Below are 17029 nucleotides of genomic sequence, written 5' to 3'. Positions count from 1 at the left end.
GCCCCGTGCCCACCCGCTGAACGTCTCCCAATCGCAGCCACCCTCCACCTTCCCAGCGATGGACATGAACTCCATCCGCGGCGCTCCAGGCCACGATGGGGCGGCCTTCGCTGTCGACCGCGAGCGCGGCGCCCTGCAACGCCGCGGCATCGGGCGCGTTCACACGCGCGCCCAGCGGCGCCCAGGTGTCCACCGACCATTGAAAGACGTGGAGCGCGGGGTTGGCCTCCGCGGCATCACGCTGGAGGAACGCCATCACCAGACGCCCCTCCGAGCCCAGCGCGAGGCGGGGATGAGAGACGATGGCCTCCGGAGAGGCCCCTGGCGCGATGACCGGGGCACCGACCTCCTGCCAGGTACCGTCTTCCAAGCGCCCCACGACGATGCCCGCCGCGCGCACAGCCTCGTCACGCGGCGCGTTGCCGAGCGCATCGGCGAGCGCGGCCACCGGCGCCCCATCCGGTTCCACGACCAGTGCCAGCCGGTCCGTCACCGAGGCGGGGCCCTGCCCCCCTGATGACGGCCACTGTGACCAGAAAGGAGACTCTTGATGGAAAAGGTCGACCTCCCAGGTCCAGTCGATGCGCCCGACAGGAAGCCCATTGTGTACGGCGTGGTTTCCCGCCCGGTCCCTGACTTCCCACAGCGGCACAGAAGCCGAGCCCGTTGACGGGAGCACCTCTGGCTTGTCTATCCGCGCATACAGCGTCAAGCGGTCCTCGGACAACGACATACGCGGGGACAGGGTTCGGCCCTCTATCTGGACACTGGCCGTGGGGCCTTCGCCATGAGTGAACCAGATGGCCTCCGAGAAGGTCACCGCCAAGGTCGTCGTGCGGTCCACACGGAGGCCGCTGAGGGGCGACCAGCTCCAGACGCTGGGGCCCGTACGGTCGACAGTCACGGAGTGCTTCGTGCTCAGGAGGGACTGCCCCTTCCATTGCGTTCGAGCCTGAAGCTGATGCACGCCCTCCGGCAGCTGGGTTGTGTCCCACTCGAACTTGAAAGGCGACAGCAGCGTGGCCAGTAGCGAGCCATTCAAGAAGACCTCCACTAGCTCTGGCGTGCCCCCGTGCGCTCGCACCGTGACGGGGAGAACCCCGTTCGCGTACTCCATTTCCGGTGCGTTGTTGATTTGCAGGCGCAGCGAGTCGCTTGGGGAAGGGCCGCCTGGCTGTCCATCTGAGATTTCACCGCAGGCAGCCATGGCCAGCGCCGCGATGAGAAGCGTGGCGAGCGCCGGGGGCACGACGGAAGAGCGAGGCATTGAAGCTCCTGACAGGAATGTGCCTCTTTGGACACGCGAGCCGCCGCGGGCGGGAACCTGTCTTCTCAAAAGCTCCAGCCCAGCCCGGCCCCCGCGCTCGCGAGCGGCCGTAGCACGTTGCCCTCGGGCAGCGGCATCACCGCGCCGCCCAGGCCCCCCGTGATGACCAGCGACACCTCCTCCTCTCCACCCACCCAAACGGAAGCGCTCACGCCGCCGTAGGTCGCCACGCCCCGCCTGGACGTGCCCCCATCGTTCTGGAGGAAGACCAGCGCGCCCAGCTCGGGGCCGAGCACCAGCGCCGCCACCTCGCCGTGGAACCGGCGCCCCATCCCCAGCCGAAGGGACCACTCCGTCTGGCGGATACCTCGGCTCAAGGCGGACGTGCTGGCGCGCCCGGCGAACGTCCCCCAGACCACGTCCAGCAGCCCCGGCTCGATGGGGGCCTTGAACACGGCGGTAAGGTGGCCCCCCTTGCCCACGCCGAAGTTGCTGGCGGTCCGCGTCGAGAAGGAGCCCCCCAGGTGGACCGCGCCCCGCCAGCCCGTGGGGCCCTTCTCCTGCATCACCACCAACGTGCCCTGGCGGAGCAGCGGCTCGTCCACCAGCACGTGCCCTTTCTCGGGCACCGCGACGCGCAGCTCCAGCCACGCGTCCTCCCGCCGCGAACGCAGGCGGTAGCCCCCAGGCGGCAGGGCCAGCATCACCGGGCCGCTGCCCTTGGAGAACACGCCCATCACCATGCCGTCCTGCGCCGAGGCCACCACCCACTCGCCCGGCTCGGGCACGGTGATGAGCAGCCGGCTGGGCGCGAGCAGCGGCTCGGTGAGCACCAGCTCCCCCTGCCCCTTCAGGTCGAAGTGGAAGTTCGGGTGCTGGGTGCCCGCGCGGGTGAGCAGCGTGGACTCCACCGTGCGCCCGTACGCATAGGCATAGGACTCCTGGAGCGTGACACGCCCATCCCGGTTCAGGTCCCCCGCCCCGCGCAATCCCGCGAGCAGGTGGTGGGTGAAGAAGGAGCCCTGGAGGTCATCTGCCTCCTGCGAGGCTTCGTCCGCGCTGGACGAGGTGACGATGACGCGCCCCTTGATGGCGGGCGCGGACCATTGCACCAGCCGCTCCTCCACCGGCTCCAGGCCCTTGATGCGGGTGGCCGCGCCCGAGCGGCATGAGTCGATGAACATCACCGCCACCCCCACCGGGGACGCCTCCATGAACGCCACCAGCTCCTTCACGGGCAGGCGCGTCCCGGAGAGGTGCAGCGACTCACCGTCGGCGTGGCTCGACACGTAGACGAGGAGCTGGTCGCCTGGCGTGGCATCACGCGCCATGCGTTCGCGCAGCGTCCCGAGCGCCGCCTTCACCTGCCTGGCATCCGCGCCCAGGACGACCTGGGCATCCTCCGGGAGGAGGCCCCCCGCGTCCCGGAACAGGGTGAACATGCGACGCGCGTCCGCGTCCGCGAAGCGCAGGGGCTCGTCGGAGGCCAGCCCCCGGTTGGCGCCGATGAGCAACGCATAGCGCCTGGGCGGCGGAGCCTCCTCGGAGGGAGACTGCGACAGCAGCGCGGCGGTCAGCAGCGAGAGCAGCATCATGGGCTGGAGCTCACGGGGACGGCGAGACGGTAGTGGTGCGCCGCGCCTTCGAGCAACGCGGGAGGCTGGCAATCCAAAGGCAGCTCGAGGGCAGCGCAGGCGGCGGCCTGAATTGCCAGGGCCGCGCGGCCCGGCTCGGCCGGCAGCGGCGCATCCGAGAAGAACGCATCCAGCACGAAGTCACCGGGCGTGACGATGAACGTCGGCGGCATCACCAGCGTCGCCGGGTCTCCCGACTGCGTGCCCCGCGCGGGCCACAGGAGCGACACCTTGCCCGCCGCGTCCGTGGCGAACACCAACGCGTACCGGTAGGGCGCCGCCTTCAGCGAGAGCGTCACCACGTCCCCGGGCGACAGCGGCGCATCCACGGCGCCGTCCGCCTGCCGCACCACCGAGACGAAGGGACCGCCCTTGACGCGGACGCCTTCCGGCGGCTCCCGCAGCACCACCACCGAAGCCAGCCCCAAGGCCAGGGCCAGCGGAACCGCCCACCGCCACGCCCCGAGGAACCCACGCGCGGGGGCAGGTGCCGCACGCCACGCCAGCACCCGTGTCCGCGTCCACGCGAACTCAGGCGCCACACGCGCCGCGCCCGCCGCCTCGCGCAGCCGCGCCAGCCTCGCCTGACACTGCGCGCACGTCGCGAGATGCGCGGGCGGGGGTGCGTCTTCCACGACCAGCTCATCCAGCGCGAGCCTCGACAGGTGCCCGCTCATGGCCGGGGCTCCAGCGCCAGCTCCCGCGCGCGAACCCGGACCTTCTCCAGTTCGCGCCCCACCGTCTTGCGCGACAGGCCCACCACCTCCACGATTTCCTCCTGGGTGAGCGCGTCCACGAAGTGGAGCGTCGCAATCTGGAGGGCCCGGTCATCCAGCTCGCGAGCCAGCACCCGCAGCAGGTTGCGCGCCTCCACCTCCTGCGGGTCCTCGCCAGCCTCCTCCGCTTCGGAGGGTGCCTGGGCGGGGACGTCCTTCAACGCCCGGCTCCGCAGCATGTTGAGGCAGACATGGGTGGTGACCCGGAAGATGTAGGTCATGGGGCGTGCCTCCGCGCGAAACGCCCCACCCGCCTGGAGGAGCCGGCAGAAGACCTCCTGCACGGCGTCCCAGGCGTCCGAATCGCGGCCGAGCAGGGTCCTGGCCCTCCCGTGAACGGTGGGCGCGTACTTTTCATAGAGGTCGGCGAGCTCCGAGGCGCCTAGTCCCCGGGCCATTTTCTCTCCACGCTCCATTGGACACGCGACCGTGCCAGCGTGGGAACGCGCCCCCCAGGAAAAACGCCGCTCCCCCGGGGAGGCTCAGTTCGGGGAGCGCGTCACCGCGTCCGAGGGCACCGCGACGGAAGGCGCCTCCGTCTCGCGTGGCAGCCAGACGTGGAAGGTGGAGCCCTCTCCCGCCACGCCCGGGGACTCCACCCAGATGCGGCCGCCGTGCTGCTCCACGATGCCCTGGCTGATGGTGAGCCCCAGGCCCAGCCCGCCGTACCTGCTGCCGTGCGCGCGGCCGAAGCGCTCGAAGATGAGCGCCTGCTTCTCCTTGGGGATGCCCACGCCGGTGTCCGCCACCGACAGGTGGACGCCCTCGTCGCGCTCACCCTCCACCCGCACCCACACCGGCCCGCCCTCCGGCGAGTAGCGCAGGGCGTTGGACAGCAGGTTCGTCAGCACCTGGTCCAGCCGGCCCCGGTCCCACGTCCCCTCCAACTGCTCCGACGCCTCGACGTGGATTTCATGGCCTTGCGACAGCACCGCCATGCGGTCCCGCGTCTCCTGCACCAGGTGGCTCAGGTCGAACCGCTCCAGCTCCAGCGACAAGCGCCCCGCCTGGAGCCGGCTGATGTCCAGCAGGTCCTCCACCAGCTTGGCCATCCGGTCGATTTGCCGGTTGATGATCTTGAGCGACTTGCCCGGCCCGGACTCCGTCTCTCCGCCCAGCTTCAGCAGCGCCAGGTGCGCGTGGCCCTTGGCCGCGGCCAGCGGCGTGCGCAGCTCATGGCTGGCCGCCGCGAGGAAGGAGTCCTTCGCCTCGCTGGCCAGCCGCAGCGCCGTCTCCGCCCGCTGCCGCTCGGTGATGTCGCGCGCCACGGAGATGAAGCGCCCCGGGCCGCCGTCCGCCGCCACGTACTGGAGCACCACCTCCACCGGCACCTCCGAACCATCCCGTCGGCGGTGGCTGGTGGAGTACGTCTGGCTGGGCAACGTGCCACTCACCAGCGGCGCCAGCAGCTTGCGGAAGCCGGCCTCGTCGAAGGCGCCCTCCACCTCCAGCACCGACAGGCCCACCAGCTCCTCGGTGCTGCTGGCCAGCTGCTTGGCCGCGCCCGCGTTGGCGTAGGTGAGCGTCAGCGAGTCCGGGGAGAACATGAGGACGCAGTCCAGCGTCGCATCCAGCGTCGCCTTGAAGCGCCCCTGCGCCTCCTCCGCCCGGCGCTTGTCGTCGATGTCCGTGGCCACGGCAATCCAGCCGGCCAGCAGGCCATTCTCGTCCCGCTCCGGCACCGCGCGCGCCAGGTGCCAGCGGTACACGCCGTCGAAGCGGCGCAGGCGGAACTCGCGCTCCACGCGCTGCCCCATGCGGATGGCCTGCACCCAGACGGCGCGCATGGCCTCGCGGTCCGCCGCGTGGACGAACTCCAGGAAGGTGTTGAGCGACAGCGGCTGGTCCGCCTGGATGCCGGTGTAGTCCCGCGCGGCGCGGTTGGCGTAGGTGAAGCTGCCGTCCGAGCGCGCCGCCCACATCACCTCCGGCAAGGACTCCGTGAGCCGCAGGTGGCGCAGCTCGCTCTGCCGCTCCATCGCCTCGCGCTCGCGCTGCCGCAGGAGCACCGCCTGCCGCTGAAGCTGCTGCTCCTTGAGGAACAGGTCCACGAAGACGCTGACCTTGGAGCGGAGGATTTCCGGGTCGAACGGCTTGAGCAGGTAGTCCACCGCGCCGTGCGCGTAGCCCTTGAAGACGTGGGCCGCGTCGCGGCTGAGCGCGGTGAGGAAGATGATGGGGATGGTGCGCGTGCGCTCACGCTGCTTGATGAGCGTGGCCGTCTGGAAGCCATCCAGCCCCGGCATCTGGACGTCCATCAAGATGACGGCGAAGTCGCGCTGAAGCAGGAACTTGAGCGCCTCCTCGCCGCTGGTGGCCTTCACCAGCTCCTGGCCGAGCGGTTCGAGGATGGCCTCGAGCGCGAGCAGGTTGGAGGGATGGTCGTCAACCATCAGGATGCTCGCCCGGGGCTGGGAAGGCCCTTCCTGGTTGCGGTCCGCGGAGATGTGTTCGCTAGGCGTCATTGAAGTCGGCGGATGAAGCTGCCCCGGTCCTACCTTTTCTCAAGGTAGAAGAGGCTAGGTGGCCCCTCGACCGGACCCAAGCCCGGAAGAGGGGCGCCGTACGGTAACCATCACTCAGTGAATCAAGCCGTCACCCACAGACGGATGAGCTCCAGAAGCTTGTCGGTGTCCACCGGCTTGGGCAGGTAGTCACTCGCGCCGGCCGCCATGCACTTCTCCCGGTCGTCCTTCAGCGCCTTGGCCGTCACCGCGATGATGGGGAGGCTGGAGTACTTGAGGTCCTTGCGGATGGCCCGCATGGTCTCATAACCGTCCATCTCCGGCATCATCACGTCCATGAGGACGATGTCGACGTCGCGGTGCTGCTCGAGCATCTCGATGGCCGCGCGCCCGTTCTCCGCGAACACCACCTGCATGCCGTGGTTCTCCAGCACGCTGGTGAGCGCGAAGATGTTGCGCATGTCGTCATCCACCACCAGGACCTTCCTGGCGGACAGCTCCGCGTCCTTGTCGTTGCGCTGCGCCAGGGCGGCCCGTGCGCGCGGCGGCAGGTTCTGGTCCAACCGGTGGAGGAACAGCGCCGTGTCGCTGAGCAGCTGCTCCGGGCTCTTCGTCCCGCTCTTGAGGATGACGCTGCCGGTGTAGCGACGCAGCCGGGCCTCGTCCTTGGGCGTCAGCTCCTTGCCGGTGTAGATGACGATGGGAAGGTCGCGGAAGCGGTTCTGCGTCTTGACCTCCTCCACCAGCCGGATGCCGTCGGTGTCGGGCAGCATCAGGTCGATGACGACGCAGTCGAACTCGCCGGTCTCCAGGTTCTGGAGCACCTCCTCACCGGTGGCCACGGCCGTCACCACCACGTCGCCGCCCTCGCTGAGCAGCGACACCAGGCTGTCGCGCTGGACGTCGTCGTCCTCCACCAGCAGCAGCCGGCGCTCCGTGCGCTCCAGGAAGCTGGCCAGCTGGTTGAACACCCGCTCCAGGCCCTCCTTGCTGACGGGCTTGGTGAGGTAACCGAAGGCGCCCTGCGAGTTGCCCTGGTTCTTGTCCATGACGCTGATGACGTGCACGGGGATGTGGCGCGTGCGCGGGTTGCGCTTGAGCCGGTCCAACACGCTCCAGCCGTCCACCACGGGGAGCTGGATGTCCAGGGTGATGGCGTGCGGCTGGAACTCGTTGGCCATGGACAGGCCGGTGTCACCGCGCGTGGCCACCAGGGCCTTGAAGCCCTTCTCCCGCGCCATCTGCACCATGATGCGGGCGAACTTCACGTCGTCCTCGATGAGCAGCAGGACGCGGTCCCCTTCGCGGATGTGGTCGCGGTCATCCTCCACGGCGACGGGCGTCAGCAGCGACTCGATGGGCGGCGGCAGCGCCGCGTCCAGCACGTGGCCGCTGTCCGCCACCGGCGGCGCGACAGGCGTCTCCTCGCGCGGCGACTCCGGCGTCGGAGGAGGCGGCAGCCGGGGCGGAGGCTCGTACGGGGACGGCATGGACGGCATGCCCTCCTCCTCCGGGCTGAGGTACTCGGGCGGCAGGTAGAGGGTGAAGGTGCTGCCGCGGCCGGGCTCGCTGGTCACCTGGATTTCGCCGCCCAGCAGCTTCGCGATTTCGCGGCTGATGGACAGGCCCAGGCCCGTGCCGCCGTACTTGCGCGCGGTGGAGCCGTCCGCCTGCTGGAACGCCTCGAAGATGAGGCGCTGCTTGTCCCGCGCGATGCCGATGCCCGTGTCCGACACCGCGAAGCCGAGCACGTACCGCGAGCGTCGCAGCGTCTCGTGGTCGAAGTGCGTGCCGGCCTCGGCCTGCTTCACCTTCAGCTGGACGCTGCCCTCGTCGGTGAACTTGATGGCGTTGGACAGCAGGTTCTTGAGCACCTGCTGGAGCCGCTGCGGGTCGGTGCGGACGTGGCGCGGCGCGCCGGGCCCCACCTCCACGGTGAAGGACAGGCCCTTCTGCTCCGCGACGGGCAGGAAGCTGCGCTCGATGAACTGGTTGAGCTCGGTGAGGACGATGTCCCGCGGCTCCACCTGCATCTTCCCGGCCTCCACCTTGGACAGGTCGAGGATTTCGTTGATGAGGCTGAGCAGGTCTCCGCCGGAGGCGTAGATGGTGTTCGCGTACTCCACCTGCTTGGTGCTGAGGTTGCCGTCCTTGTTGTCCGACAGCAGCTTGGCCAGGATGAGCAGCGAGTTGAGCGGCGTGCGCAGCTCGTGGCTCATGTTGGCCAGGAACTCGCTCTTGTACTTGGAGATGACGGTGAGCTGCTCGGCCTTCTCCTCCAGGCTGACGCGGGCGCGCTCCACCTCGTTGTTCTTCTCCTCCACGCGGCGGTTCTGCTCCTCCAGCAGCGTCGCCTTCTCCTCCAGCTCGATGTTGCTGCGCTTGAGCGCGTCCTGCTGCTGCGTCAGCTCATTGGACTGGCTCTGGAGCTCCTGCGTCAGGTCCTGCGACTGGAGCAGGAGCTGCTCGGTGCGCATGTTGGCGATGATCATGTTCAGCACCACGCCAATGGTCTCCGTGAGCTGGTCCAGGAAGATTTGATGGATGGCGCTGAACGCGTGGAAGGAGGCCAGCTCGATGACGGCCTTCACCTCGCCCTCGAAGAGGACGGGCAGGACGATGATGTTGAGCGGCGCGGCCTCGCCCAGCCCGGAGGAGATGGTGATGTAGTCCTCCGGCACGTGGGTGAGCAGGATGGTCTTCCGCTCCAGCGCGCACTGGCCGACCAGGCCCTCACCGAAGCGGAACCGGTTGGCGATGTTCTTGCGCTCCCGGTACGCGTAGGTGCTGGTGAGCTTGAGCAGCGGCACGCCCGCCTCGACGCCGTCCACCAGGAAGAAGGCGCCGTGGTGCGCGGAGACCAGCGGCGTCAGCTCGCTCATGATGAGGCGGCTGACGGCGTCCAGGCTCTTCTGGCCCTGCATCATGCCGCTGAACTTCGCCAGGTTCGTCTTGAGCCAGTCCTGCTCCTGGTTCTTCTGCGTCGTCTCACGCAGGTTGACGATCATCTGGTTGATGTTGTCCTTCAGCGCGGCGACCTCGCCCTCCGCCACGACGGTGATGCTGCGCGTGAGGTCCCCCTTCGTCACCGCGGTGGCCACGTCGGAGATGGCGCGCAGCTGGCTCGTCAGGGTGCCGGCCAGCTGGTTCACGTTGTCCGTGAGCTGCCGCCACGTGCCGCGCGCGCCGGGCACGCGGGCCTGGCCGCCCAGCTTCCCTTCGATGCCCACCTCGCGGGCCACCGTCGTCACCTGGTCGGCGAAGGTGCCCAGCGTGTCCGTCATGTTGTTGATGGTCTCCGCCAGCGCGGCGACCTCGCCCTTCGCCTCCACGGCCAGCTTCTGCGTCAAATCGCCGTTGGCCACCGCCGTCACGACCTTGACGATGCCGCGCACCTGCGTGGTGAGGTTGGAGGCCATGAAGTTCACGTTGTCCGTGAGGTCCTTCCACGTGCCGGCCACACCGGGCACGCGGGCCTGGCCGCCCAGCTTCCCTTCGACGCCCACCTCGCGCGCCACCGTGGACACCTGCTCGGCGAAGGTGCCCAGCGTGTCCGTCATGTTGTTGATGGTCTCCGCCAGCGCGGCGACCTCGCCCTTCGCCTCCACGGCCAGCTTCTGCTTCAGGTCGCCATTGGCCACCGCCGTCACGACCTTGACGATGCCGCGCACCTGCGTGGTGAGGTTGCGGGCCATGAAGTTCACGTTGTCCGTGAGGTCCTTCCACACGCCGGACACGCCGCGCACCTCCGCCTGACCGCCCAGCTTGCCCTCGGTGCCGACCTCGCGCGCCACGCGCGTCACCTCCGCGGAGAAGCTGTTGAGCTGGTCCACCATGATGTTGATGGTGTCCTTCAGCTCCAGGATTTCGCCCTTGGCGTCGACGGTGATCTTCTTGGACAAATCGCCGTTGGCCACCGCCGTGGTCACCAGCGCGATGTTGCGCACCTGCGCGGTGAGGTTGGAGGCCATGCTGTTCACGTTGTCCGTGAGGTCCTTCCACGTCCCGGCGACGCCGGGCACCGCGGCCTGCCCTCCCAGCTTGCCGTCCGTCCCCACCTCCTTCGCGACGCGCGTCACCTCGGCGGCGAAGGCGCGGAGCTGATCCACCATGGTGTTGATGGTGCTCTTGAGCTCCAGGATTTCGCCCCGGGCCTCCACGGAGATTTTCTGTGACAAATCGCCGTTGGCCACCGCCGTCGTCACCTTGGCGATGTTGCGCACCTGGTCCGTGAGGTTGCCGGCCAGCACATTCACGTTGTCCGTGAGGTCCTTCCAGGTGCCGGCGACGCCGGGCACCGCGGCCTGACCGCCCAGCTTGCCCTCGGTGCCGACCTCCTTCGCGACGCGGGTCACCTCGGAGGCGAAGGCGCGGAGCTGGTCCACCATGGTGTTGATGGTGTTCTTGAGCTCCAGCACCTCGCCCTTCACGGAGACGGTGATTTTCTGCGACAAATCGCCGTTGGCCACCGCCGTCGTGACTTTGGCGATGTTGCGCACCTGGTCCGTGAGGTTGCCGGCCAGCACATTCACGTTGTCCGTGAGGTCCTTCCACACGCCGGACAGGTCCTTCACGTCGGCCTGACCGCCCAGCTTGCCCTCGGTGCCGACCTCCTTCGCGACGCGCGTCACCTCGGCGGCGAAGGCGCGGAGCTGGTCCACCATGGTGTTGATGGTGCTCTTGAGCTCCAGCACCTCGCCCTTGGCGTCGACGGTGATCTTCTTGGACAAATCACCGTTGGCCACCGCCGTGGTCACCTCGGCGATGTTGCGCACCTGCGCCGTGAGGTTGTTGGCGAGCAGGTTCACGTTATTGGTGAGGTCCTTCCACGTGCCCGCCACGCCCGGCACTTCCGCCTGGGCGCCCAGCTTGCCCTCCACACCCACCGTGCGCGCCACGTCCGTCACCTGCTGCGCGAAGATGGACAGCGTCTGCGTCATCGCGTTGATGGTGTCCGCGAGCGCGGCAATCTCCCCCTTGGCGTCCAGCGTCAGCTTCTGGTTCAGGTCGCCGTTGGCCACCGCCGTCACCACGCGCACGATGCCGCGCACCTGCGTGGTGAGGTTGACGGCCATGAAGTTCACGTTGTCCGTGAGGTCCTTCCACACGCCGGACACGCCGCGCACCTCCGCCTGGCCGCCCAGCTTGCCCTCGGTGCCGACCTCCTTCGCGACGCGCGTCACCTCGGCGGCGAAGCTGTTGAGCTGGTCCACCATGGTGTTGATGGTGCTCTTGAGCTCCAGCACCTCGCCCCTGGCGTCGACGGTAATCTTGCGCGACAGGTCCCCCCTGGCGACGGCCGTCGTCACCTCCGCGATGTTGCGGACCTGGTCGGTGAGGTTGTTGGCGAGCAGGTTCACGTTGTTGGTGAGGTCCTTCCACGTGCCCGCGACGCCCGGCACCACCGCCTGGGCGCCCAGCTTGCCCTCCACGCCCACCGTGCGCGCCACGTCCGTCACCTGCTGGGCGAAGATGGACAGCGTCTGCGTCATCGCGTTGATGGTGTCGGCCAGCTCGGCGACCTCGCCCTTGGCCTCCATCTTCAGGCGCTGGGTGAGGTCACCGTTGGCGACGGCGGTCACCACCTTGGCGATGCCGCGCACCTGCGTGGTGAGGTTGACGGCCATGACATTCACGTTGTCCGTGAGGTCCTTCCACGTCCCGGACACGCCGCGCACCTCGGCCTGGCCGCCCAGCTTGCCGTGGGTGCCGACCTCGCGCGCCACGCGCGTCACCTCGGAGGCGAAGCTGTTGAGCTGGTCCACCATGGTGTTGATGGTGTTCTTCAGCTCCAGGATTTCGCCGCGCGCGTCGACGGTGATTTTCTTGGACAAGTCGCCGTTGGCCACCGACGTCGTCACCAGCGCGATGTTGCGCACCTGCGTGGTGAGGTTGGAGGCCATGTAGTTCACGTTGTCCGTGAGGTCCTTCCACACGCCGCCCACGCCCTTCACGTCGGCCTGGCCGCCCAGCTTGCCGTCGGTGCCCACCTCGCGGGCCACGCGCGTCACCTCGGAGGCGAAGGCGCGGAGCTGGTCCACCATGGTGTTGATGGTGTCCTTGAGCTCCAGCACCTCGCCGCGCACGTCGACGGTGATTTTCTTGGACAGGTCGCCCTTGGCGACGGCCGTCGTCACCTCGCCGATGTTGCGCACCTGGGCCGTGAGGTTGCTGGCCATCAGGTTCACGTTGTCCGTGAGGTCCTTCCACGTCCCGGCGGCGCCGGGCACCTGGGCCTGGGCGCCCAGCTTGCCTTCCACGCCCACCGTGCGCGCGACGCTGGTCACCTGCTGCGCGAAGACGTTGAGGGTGTCCGTCATCGCGTTGAGCGTGGCGCCCAGCGCGGCGATCTCCCCCTGCGACGGCACCATCAGCTTCTGGGTGAGGTCGCCGTTGGCGACGGCCGTCACCACCTTCACGATGCCCCGCACCTGGGTGGTGAGGTTGGAGGCCATGAAGTTCACGTTGTCGGTGAGGTCCTTCCACGTCCCGGACACGCCGGGCACCGCGGCCTGACCGCCCAGCTTGCCCTCGGTGCCCACCTCGCGGGCCACGCGCGTCACCTCGGAGGCGAAGCCGTTGAGCTGGTCCACCATGGTGTTGATGGTGCTCTTGAGCTCGAAGACCTCGCCGCGCGCGTCGACCGTAATCTTCTTCGACAGGTCGCCGTTGGCCACCGCGGTGGACACCTCGGCGATGTTGCGCACCTGGGCCGTGAGGTTGTTGGCCATCAGGTTCACGTTGTCCGTGAGGTCCTTCCACACGCCGGACACGCCGCGCACCTCGGCCTGGCCGCCCAGCTTGCCGTCGCTGCCCACCTCGCGGGCCACGCGCGTCACCTCGGCGGCGAACGAGTTGAGCTGGTCCAGCATCGCGTTGACGGTGGTGCCAATGCGGAGGAACTCGCCTTTGACGGGCTGGCCATCAATCTCCAGCGCCATCTTCTGGGTGAGGTCGCCCTGCGCCACGGCCACCAGCACGCGCGCCACCTCCGTGGTGGGCTGCACCAGGTCGCCGATGAGCGAGTTGATGGAGTTGATGCTGTGGGCCCAGTCGCCGCGCACGTCGCCCAGCGACACGCGCTCGCCCATGCGGCCCTCGCGGCCCACCACGCGCTCCACGCGGACCACTTCCTGCGTCAGGGTGGCGTTGAGCGACACCACGGCGTTGAAGGCGCTGGCGATCTCCTCCATCACCGGGTCGGCGCTGCCGCCGGGGAGCCGCACGGTGAAGTCACCGCCGTGCACCGAACGAAGCGCGGCGAGCAGGGGCTGCAGCGGATGGCCGCCGCGTCCCTGGGCCCGGGGGCTGGACGCGCGAGCGGTCCCCCCCGGGCGGGAAGTGCCGTTCCCCGAAGGCTTGCGCGCGGAGGCCCGCTTGCGGCCGTGGGTAGGGGACTGGGGAACCTTGGTGTCGTCCAAGCGAGAAACCTCTGATCGGGATGAACGCTGCTGCCTGCCCTGACGCGGCGCCCGGGCTGGAGTGAATCTCCAGGGAGTTCGCGGGCTTGTCGATTCAATGCAGGCCCCGCGGACCCCTGAACGTTCACCAATGAACGCGGTGGTTCAGGAGGCCGGACCGCCCGTGAAAGGCACGGGACGCCGCGCCTCATACCAACATCTCAGGGGGCGGGGGCCGTGCACGGAAATCCATCGCAGCCGTGCACATAGAGGGGCCGTCCGAGGAGCCTCCGAGCAGGCATCCCGGACGGGCGCCTCGCCGGCTCGTACCGGGCCGTCTGGAGGTCCACCGCGAAAGCCTGCTCGGCGTCCTGGGCGCAGGCGATCAGCACGCGCTCGGGACGCTCGAGCCACCAGAGGCCCTCCACTTCACACGGCAGCTCCACGGGGAGTGGGGTGAGGGTGCGCGCTTCGTAGAAGCGGAGCGAGGCCCCGTCGAGCACGGCGGCGAAGGTGCCCTCCGCTCCCACGGACAGCCGCGCCTCCGCCCTGGACACCGGCGCCTGCCCCAGCACCGCGCCGTCAGGCGCCACCGAGACGAGCTGGCCCTCCGCGTCGAGCGCCAGCACCCCGCTCCCGTGGCTGACGAGCGACACCGGGGAGAAGTCGCCCATGTGCCGGGCCTCTGCCCCGTCGTCGCGCCAGAGCTGTCCAGCCTGCGACCACCAGAGGCGATTCTCCCGGTCGAAGGTGACGGCGCGTACACCCGCCAGGGGGAGTCGCCGGGAGCCCTCCGGCAGGGTGCAGACCGCCATGGCCTGGGCGCCATAGACGGCGGCGCGCGAGGCATCCGGCGAGACGGCCCAGCCCAGCAGGGGACGCTGCAGCAGGCGGGCGAGGCAGTGGTTCAGCGCGCCGAAGTGGGGGTCCGACGTGGGCGCGGAGATGAGGTAGGGCAGGCTGGTGGTGGCGACGTAGACGAGCAGTCCGAGCGCGGCGGCGGTGGCCACGGTGAGCGGCCATGGACCGGCTCGGCGCAGGCGGGCCTCCTTGGCGGAAGCGCGCGCCGCCTTGCCCCCAGACACCGGACTCTCCCGTCCACTCACGGCGGCTCCTCGCGGCGGCGTTCCCGACCTTGCCGGGGGGTGGTGTCAACAGCGGCCCGGCGCCACGTCCCAGTTCGTTTCCCCACGACAGCACAGAACGGGGCCGAAGGGTGGCCGTGTCATGCTGTTCTGAAGGGGAGACAACGCCCGCATGGTGAGGGAGAAGGCGCCGCGAATCGTGGGCCTCGCATACCTGGGCGCGGCTGGTACACCGCGCGAAGCGGACAGCACGCGGACGCCCTGGGTCCACACCATCGATGCCCAGCTGAGCGCTCGCCATGGCACTGCCGACCAGCACCTGGTGACGCTGAGCATCGACGCGTTCAATTTGCTCAATGCCCAGGCTGTGCTCCGTGAGGAGACGTTGCTGCCCTTGCAGTACCAGGCGCCACGACAACTCCGTCTCGGGGTCCGCTTCGCCTTCTGAGGCAGGCCTCCTCCGTCCGCAGGGGCGCCGGCTGCTGTTCGGAAATGTCGGGACATTTGCGGCGCAAAACCCCCGACAATTCCGAACAGCACGCGCTGAAACCCCGTCCAGGGGCGGGCTCACCGTGGGGCGGACTCGACAGGGGTTTCCTGAAGCCAACGCTCCCAACATGCGGCCATCCTCCTGGCTGTTCGCCTGTTCCCGCGCTTGCCGCCTCGCTCCCGGACCTCACCTTTGCGAGGCAAGGAGAAAGGAACCGACCATGCGACGCGCCATCACCCATGCCGCCCTGACCTTCAGCCTTCTTACGTCGTCGGCTGGGCTCGCCCAGTCAGCAAGCGGTGGCTCGGCCGGAGGCACGGCGACAGGCGGAACATCGGGCGTTGTCCAGCCACAGGACGCCTACGAACCAGGCAACTTTTCGCCTCCGCCGCAGCGGGCTCCTGGCGACTTGGGAAGAAGCTCGATGGACTCGATTGAGACCAACACCGGCGCGGAGCCCGTTGCCGCGCCACCCGCGGGCGCGACGCGCGGGTACACCCCACAGCAGGGTATCGGTGGCAGCGGGCAGCCCGAGACACCCGCGAACGCCGCCAGCGGCAGCACGCTGGGACCGCAGTCCCCCGCGTCGAACCAGGGCAGCCCGACAGGTGGCAGTGAAGCACCGACTGGCGCGACCACGGGCGGCGCGGTCAGCGGCGGCGCAACGGACACGCAGGAAGCCAGCGGCGCGCGGCCCGAGAACCTCGAGCAAGAGGTCGCGCGGCTCCGCGACCAGGTCCAGCGGCTCGAAGCCGAGGTGGACACGTTGCGGCGCGAGGACACGGGCACGGGCGGCTCAGGGACGCAGACCACTGCGTCCGACGCGGACACGGACTCCACGGTGCTGGCCAGCGTCGTCATGCAAGGGCGGGTGGCCTCCGTCGGGGAAGACCGCGTCGTGGTCCGCGACGCGGAGTCCGGAGACACCTTCAACCTGTTCGTCACCAACACCACCCGCATCAGCGCCAACGGCAAGCGCGTCTCACCGAAACAGCTCTCCGCGGGCACGCCCGTGCAGGCCGCGTTCAACTACATCGCGGACGGTGACACCTACGCCACGCAGATTCAGGCCTATCCCGGCCGCGGGCGCTGAGGCCTCGCGCATCCACGCCTCGCGTCCGGTGACACGGCGCCCCAGGGATGTGCCTGGAGCGCCGTGACTGAATCCAGCGACGACGAAGCAGGCGGCCTCACCACGGCTAAGCCTGCCCCTCCAGACTGGCCATGGCCTTGCCGATGTAAGCGAAGAGCGCGGGGTCCAACCCGTGCTTCGCCGCGACCTCGGGCTCCTGCTGATGCGTCGCGTTCAGCGCCCCTTCGATGCCAGGGTCGCCCCCCGTGAACGCCTTCAGCAGCTCCCGCCAGCGCGAGGCCAGCGAGCGCACCGGCTCGCTCGTGGGGTCCGTGCCCTGGTCCATCTCCGCGCGGACGCGGGCGATGAGCTGGGGCCACTCGGCCTCGACCTGGCGGATGGCCTCCTCGCCCAGGGCCTCGCGGCGGGCCTTCAACTGCTGGAGCTGCTCCGGCGTGTAGTGCTTCTCGAACATGATTCACACCTCATCCCGCCACGGCAGTGTGGCGTGATGAGGTGGGTACGGCCTCACGCGGCGTGAGGCTCAAGCGGATTCAGCGCTCATCATCCGGAGCGCCACCCGCCAGCTTCCGCAGCTTCGCGGCGAACGGGCTCTCCTCTCCCGCCCGCAGCGAGCCGCCCGCCATCCGCTGCCGCCGCGTCATCGCGAGGCCGCCCTCCGCGGGGCCTTCCAGCGACTCCTTCTCGAAGCGGTCCTGCCCACCGAGCGCGCGGCCCACGGGGCGCGATGCAATGACACGGCGGTTCGTATCCACGGACATGAAGGCCCCTTTCGAAGCAGCGGCCCGATGCTACCCCACCTCCGCACCGCTCGCAGCC

The 17029-nt window shown here is 69.2% G+C and carries 10 protein-coding genes and 2 pseudogenes; 2 read left to right on the top strand and 10 right to left on the bottom strand.

The annotated features are described in order from the left end of the window. The 8 genes and pseudogenes from HV824_RS29630 to HV824_RS29600 form a co-directional block, all read right to left on the bottom strand. Positions 1–469 (bottom strand): annotated as a pseudogene (locus HV824_RS29630) (hypothetical protein); the annotation flags it as partial. Between the two features lie 492 nt (positions 470–961). Then, positions 962–1117, bottom strand: a pseudogene (locus tag HV824_RS38290) (Ig-like domain-containing protein); the annotation flags it as partial. Positions 1118–1332: 215 nt separating this feature from the next. Next, entirely contained in the window at positions 1333–2862 is a 1530-nt protein-coding gene (locus HV824_RS29625; protein WP_176424777.1) for a caspase family protein, read from the bottom strand. Beyond that, on the bottom strand, positions 2859–3578 hold the full coding sequence (locus HV824_RS29620) for a hypothetical protein (protein WP_176415621.1): 720 nt from the start codon (positions 3576–3578) through the stop codon (positions 2859–2861). The genes HV824_RS29625 and HV824_RS29620 overlap by 4 nt, the downstream gene beginning before the upstream one ends. Continuing rightward, on the bottom strand, positions 3575–4075 hold the full coding sequence (locus tag HV824_RS29615; RefSeq protein WP_176415620.1) for a sigma-70 family RNA polymerase sigma factor: 501 nt from the start codon (positions 4073–4075) through the stop codon (positions 3575–3577). The genes HV824_RS29620 and HV824_RS29615 overlap by 4 nt, the downstream gene beginning before the upstream one ends. Positions 4076–4159: 84 nt before the next feature. Next, positions 4160–6142, bottom strand: coding sequence for an ATP-binding protein (locus HV824_RS29610; protein ID WP_176415619.1), 1983 nt, complete (start codon positions 6140–6142; stop codon positions 4160–4162). 122 nt (positions 6143–6264) lie between these two features. Further along, positions 6265–13563, bottom strand: coding sequence for a HAMP domain-containing protein (locus HV824_RS29605; RefSeq protein WP_176424776.1), 7299 nt, complete (start codon positions 13561–13563; stop codon positions 6265–6267). 200 nt (positions 13564–13763) lie between these two features. After that, positions 13764–14648 carry a hypothetical protein gene (locus HV824_RS29600; protein ID WP_176415617.1) on the bottom strand — a complete coding sequence of 295 codons (885 nt, stop codon included), beginning with the start codon at positions 14646–14648 and terminating at the stop codon, positions 13764–13766. Between the two features lie 151 nt (positions 14649–14799). On the opposite strand from HV824_RS29600, the gene HV824_RS29595 reads away from it, so the two are divergent. Next, the gene (locus tag HV824_RS29595; protein ID WP_255208440.1) at positions 14800–15075 is read left to right on the top strand and encodes a hypothetical protein; all 276 of its coding nucleotides are present in this window, start codon (positions 14800–14802) and stop codon (positions 15073–15075) included. A 466-nt stretch (positions 15076–15541) separates the two neighbouring features. Beyond that, positions 15542–16210 carry a bZIP transcription factor gene (locus HV824_RS37685; RefSeq protein ID WP_255208439.1) on the top strand — a complete coding sequence of 223 codons (669 nt, stop codon included), beginning with the start codon at positions 15542–15544 and terminating at the stop codon, positions 16208–16210. A gap of 106 nt (positions 16211–16316) precedes the next feature. Here HV824_RS37685 and HV824_RS29585 read toward each other — a convergent pair whose 3' ends face one another. Then, on the bottom strand, positions 16317–16664 hold the full coding sequence (locus HV824_RS29585) for a TipAS antibiotic-recognition domain-containing protein (protein ID WP_176415616.1): 348 nt from the start codon (positions 16662–16664) through the stop codon (positions 16317–16319). A 79-nt stretch (positions 16665–16743) separates the two neighbouring features. Next, positions 16744–16971, bottom strand: a complete 228-nt coding sequence (locus HV824_RS29580) for a hypothetical protein (RefSeq protein WP_163782765.1) — start codon at positions 16969–16971, stop codon at positions 16744–16746. Positions 16972–17029 lie beyond the last annotated feature (58 nt).

It is taken from the genome of Myxococcus sp. AM009, from assembly GCF_013372605.1.
Lineage (GTDB): Bacteria > Myxococcota > Myxococcia > Myxococcales > Myxococcaceae > Myxococcus > Myxococcus vastator.
Note: the sequence above shows the minus strand (reverse complement) of the source record. Positions and strands in the feature narration are given on the sequence as shown.

Coding starts and splice junctions, on each gene's coding strand:
- HV824_RS29585 (WP_176415616.1), bottom strand. CDS start 16,664: ATGTTCGAGAAGCACTACACGCCGGAGCAGCTCCAGCAGTTGAAGGCC.
- HV824_RS29580 (WP_163782765.1), bottom strand. CDS start 16,971: ATGTCCGTGGATACGAACCGCCGTGTCATTGCATCGCGCCCCGTGGGC.
- HV824_RS29595 (WP_255208440.1), top strand. CDS start 14,800: ATGGTGAGGGAGAAGGCGCCGCGAATCGTGGGCCTCGCATACCTGGGC.
- HV824_RS29610 (WP_176415619.1), bottom strand. CDS start 6,142: ATGACGCCTAGCGAACACATCTCCGCGGACCGCAACCAGGAAGGGCCT.
- HV824_RS29625 (WP_176424777.1), bottom strand. CDS start 2,862: ATGATGCTGCTCTCGCTGCTGACCGCCGCGCTGCTGTCGCAGTCTCCC.
- HV824_RS29615 (WP_176415620.1), bottom strand. CDS start 4,075: ATGGCCCGGGGACTAGGCGCCTCGGAGCTCGCCGACCTCTATGAAAAG.
- HV824_RS37685 (WP_255208439.1), top strand. CDS start 15,542: ATGGACTCGATTGAGACCAACACCGGCGCGGAGCCCGTTGCCGCGCCA.
- HV824_RS29620 (WP_176415621.1), bottom strand. CDS start 3,578: ATGAGCGGGCACCTGTCGAGGCTCGCGCTGGATGAGCTGGTCGTGGAA.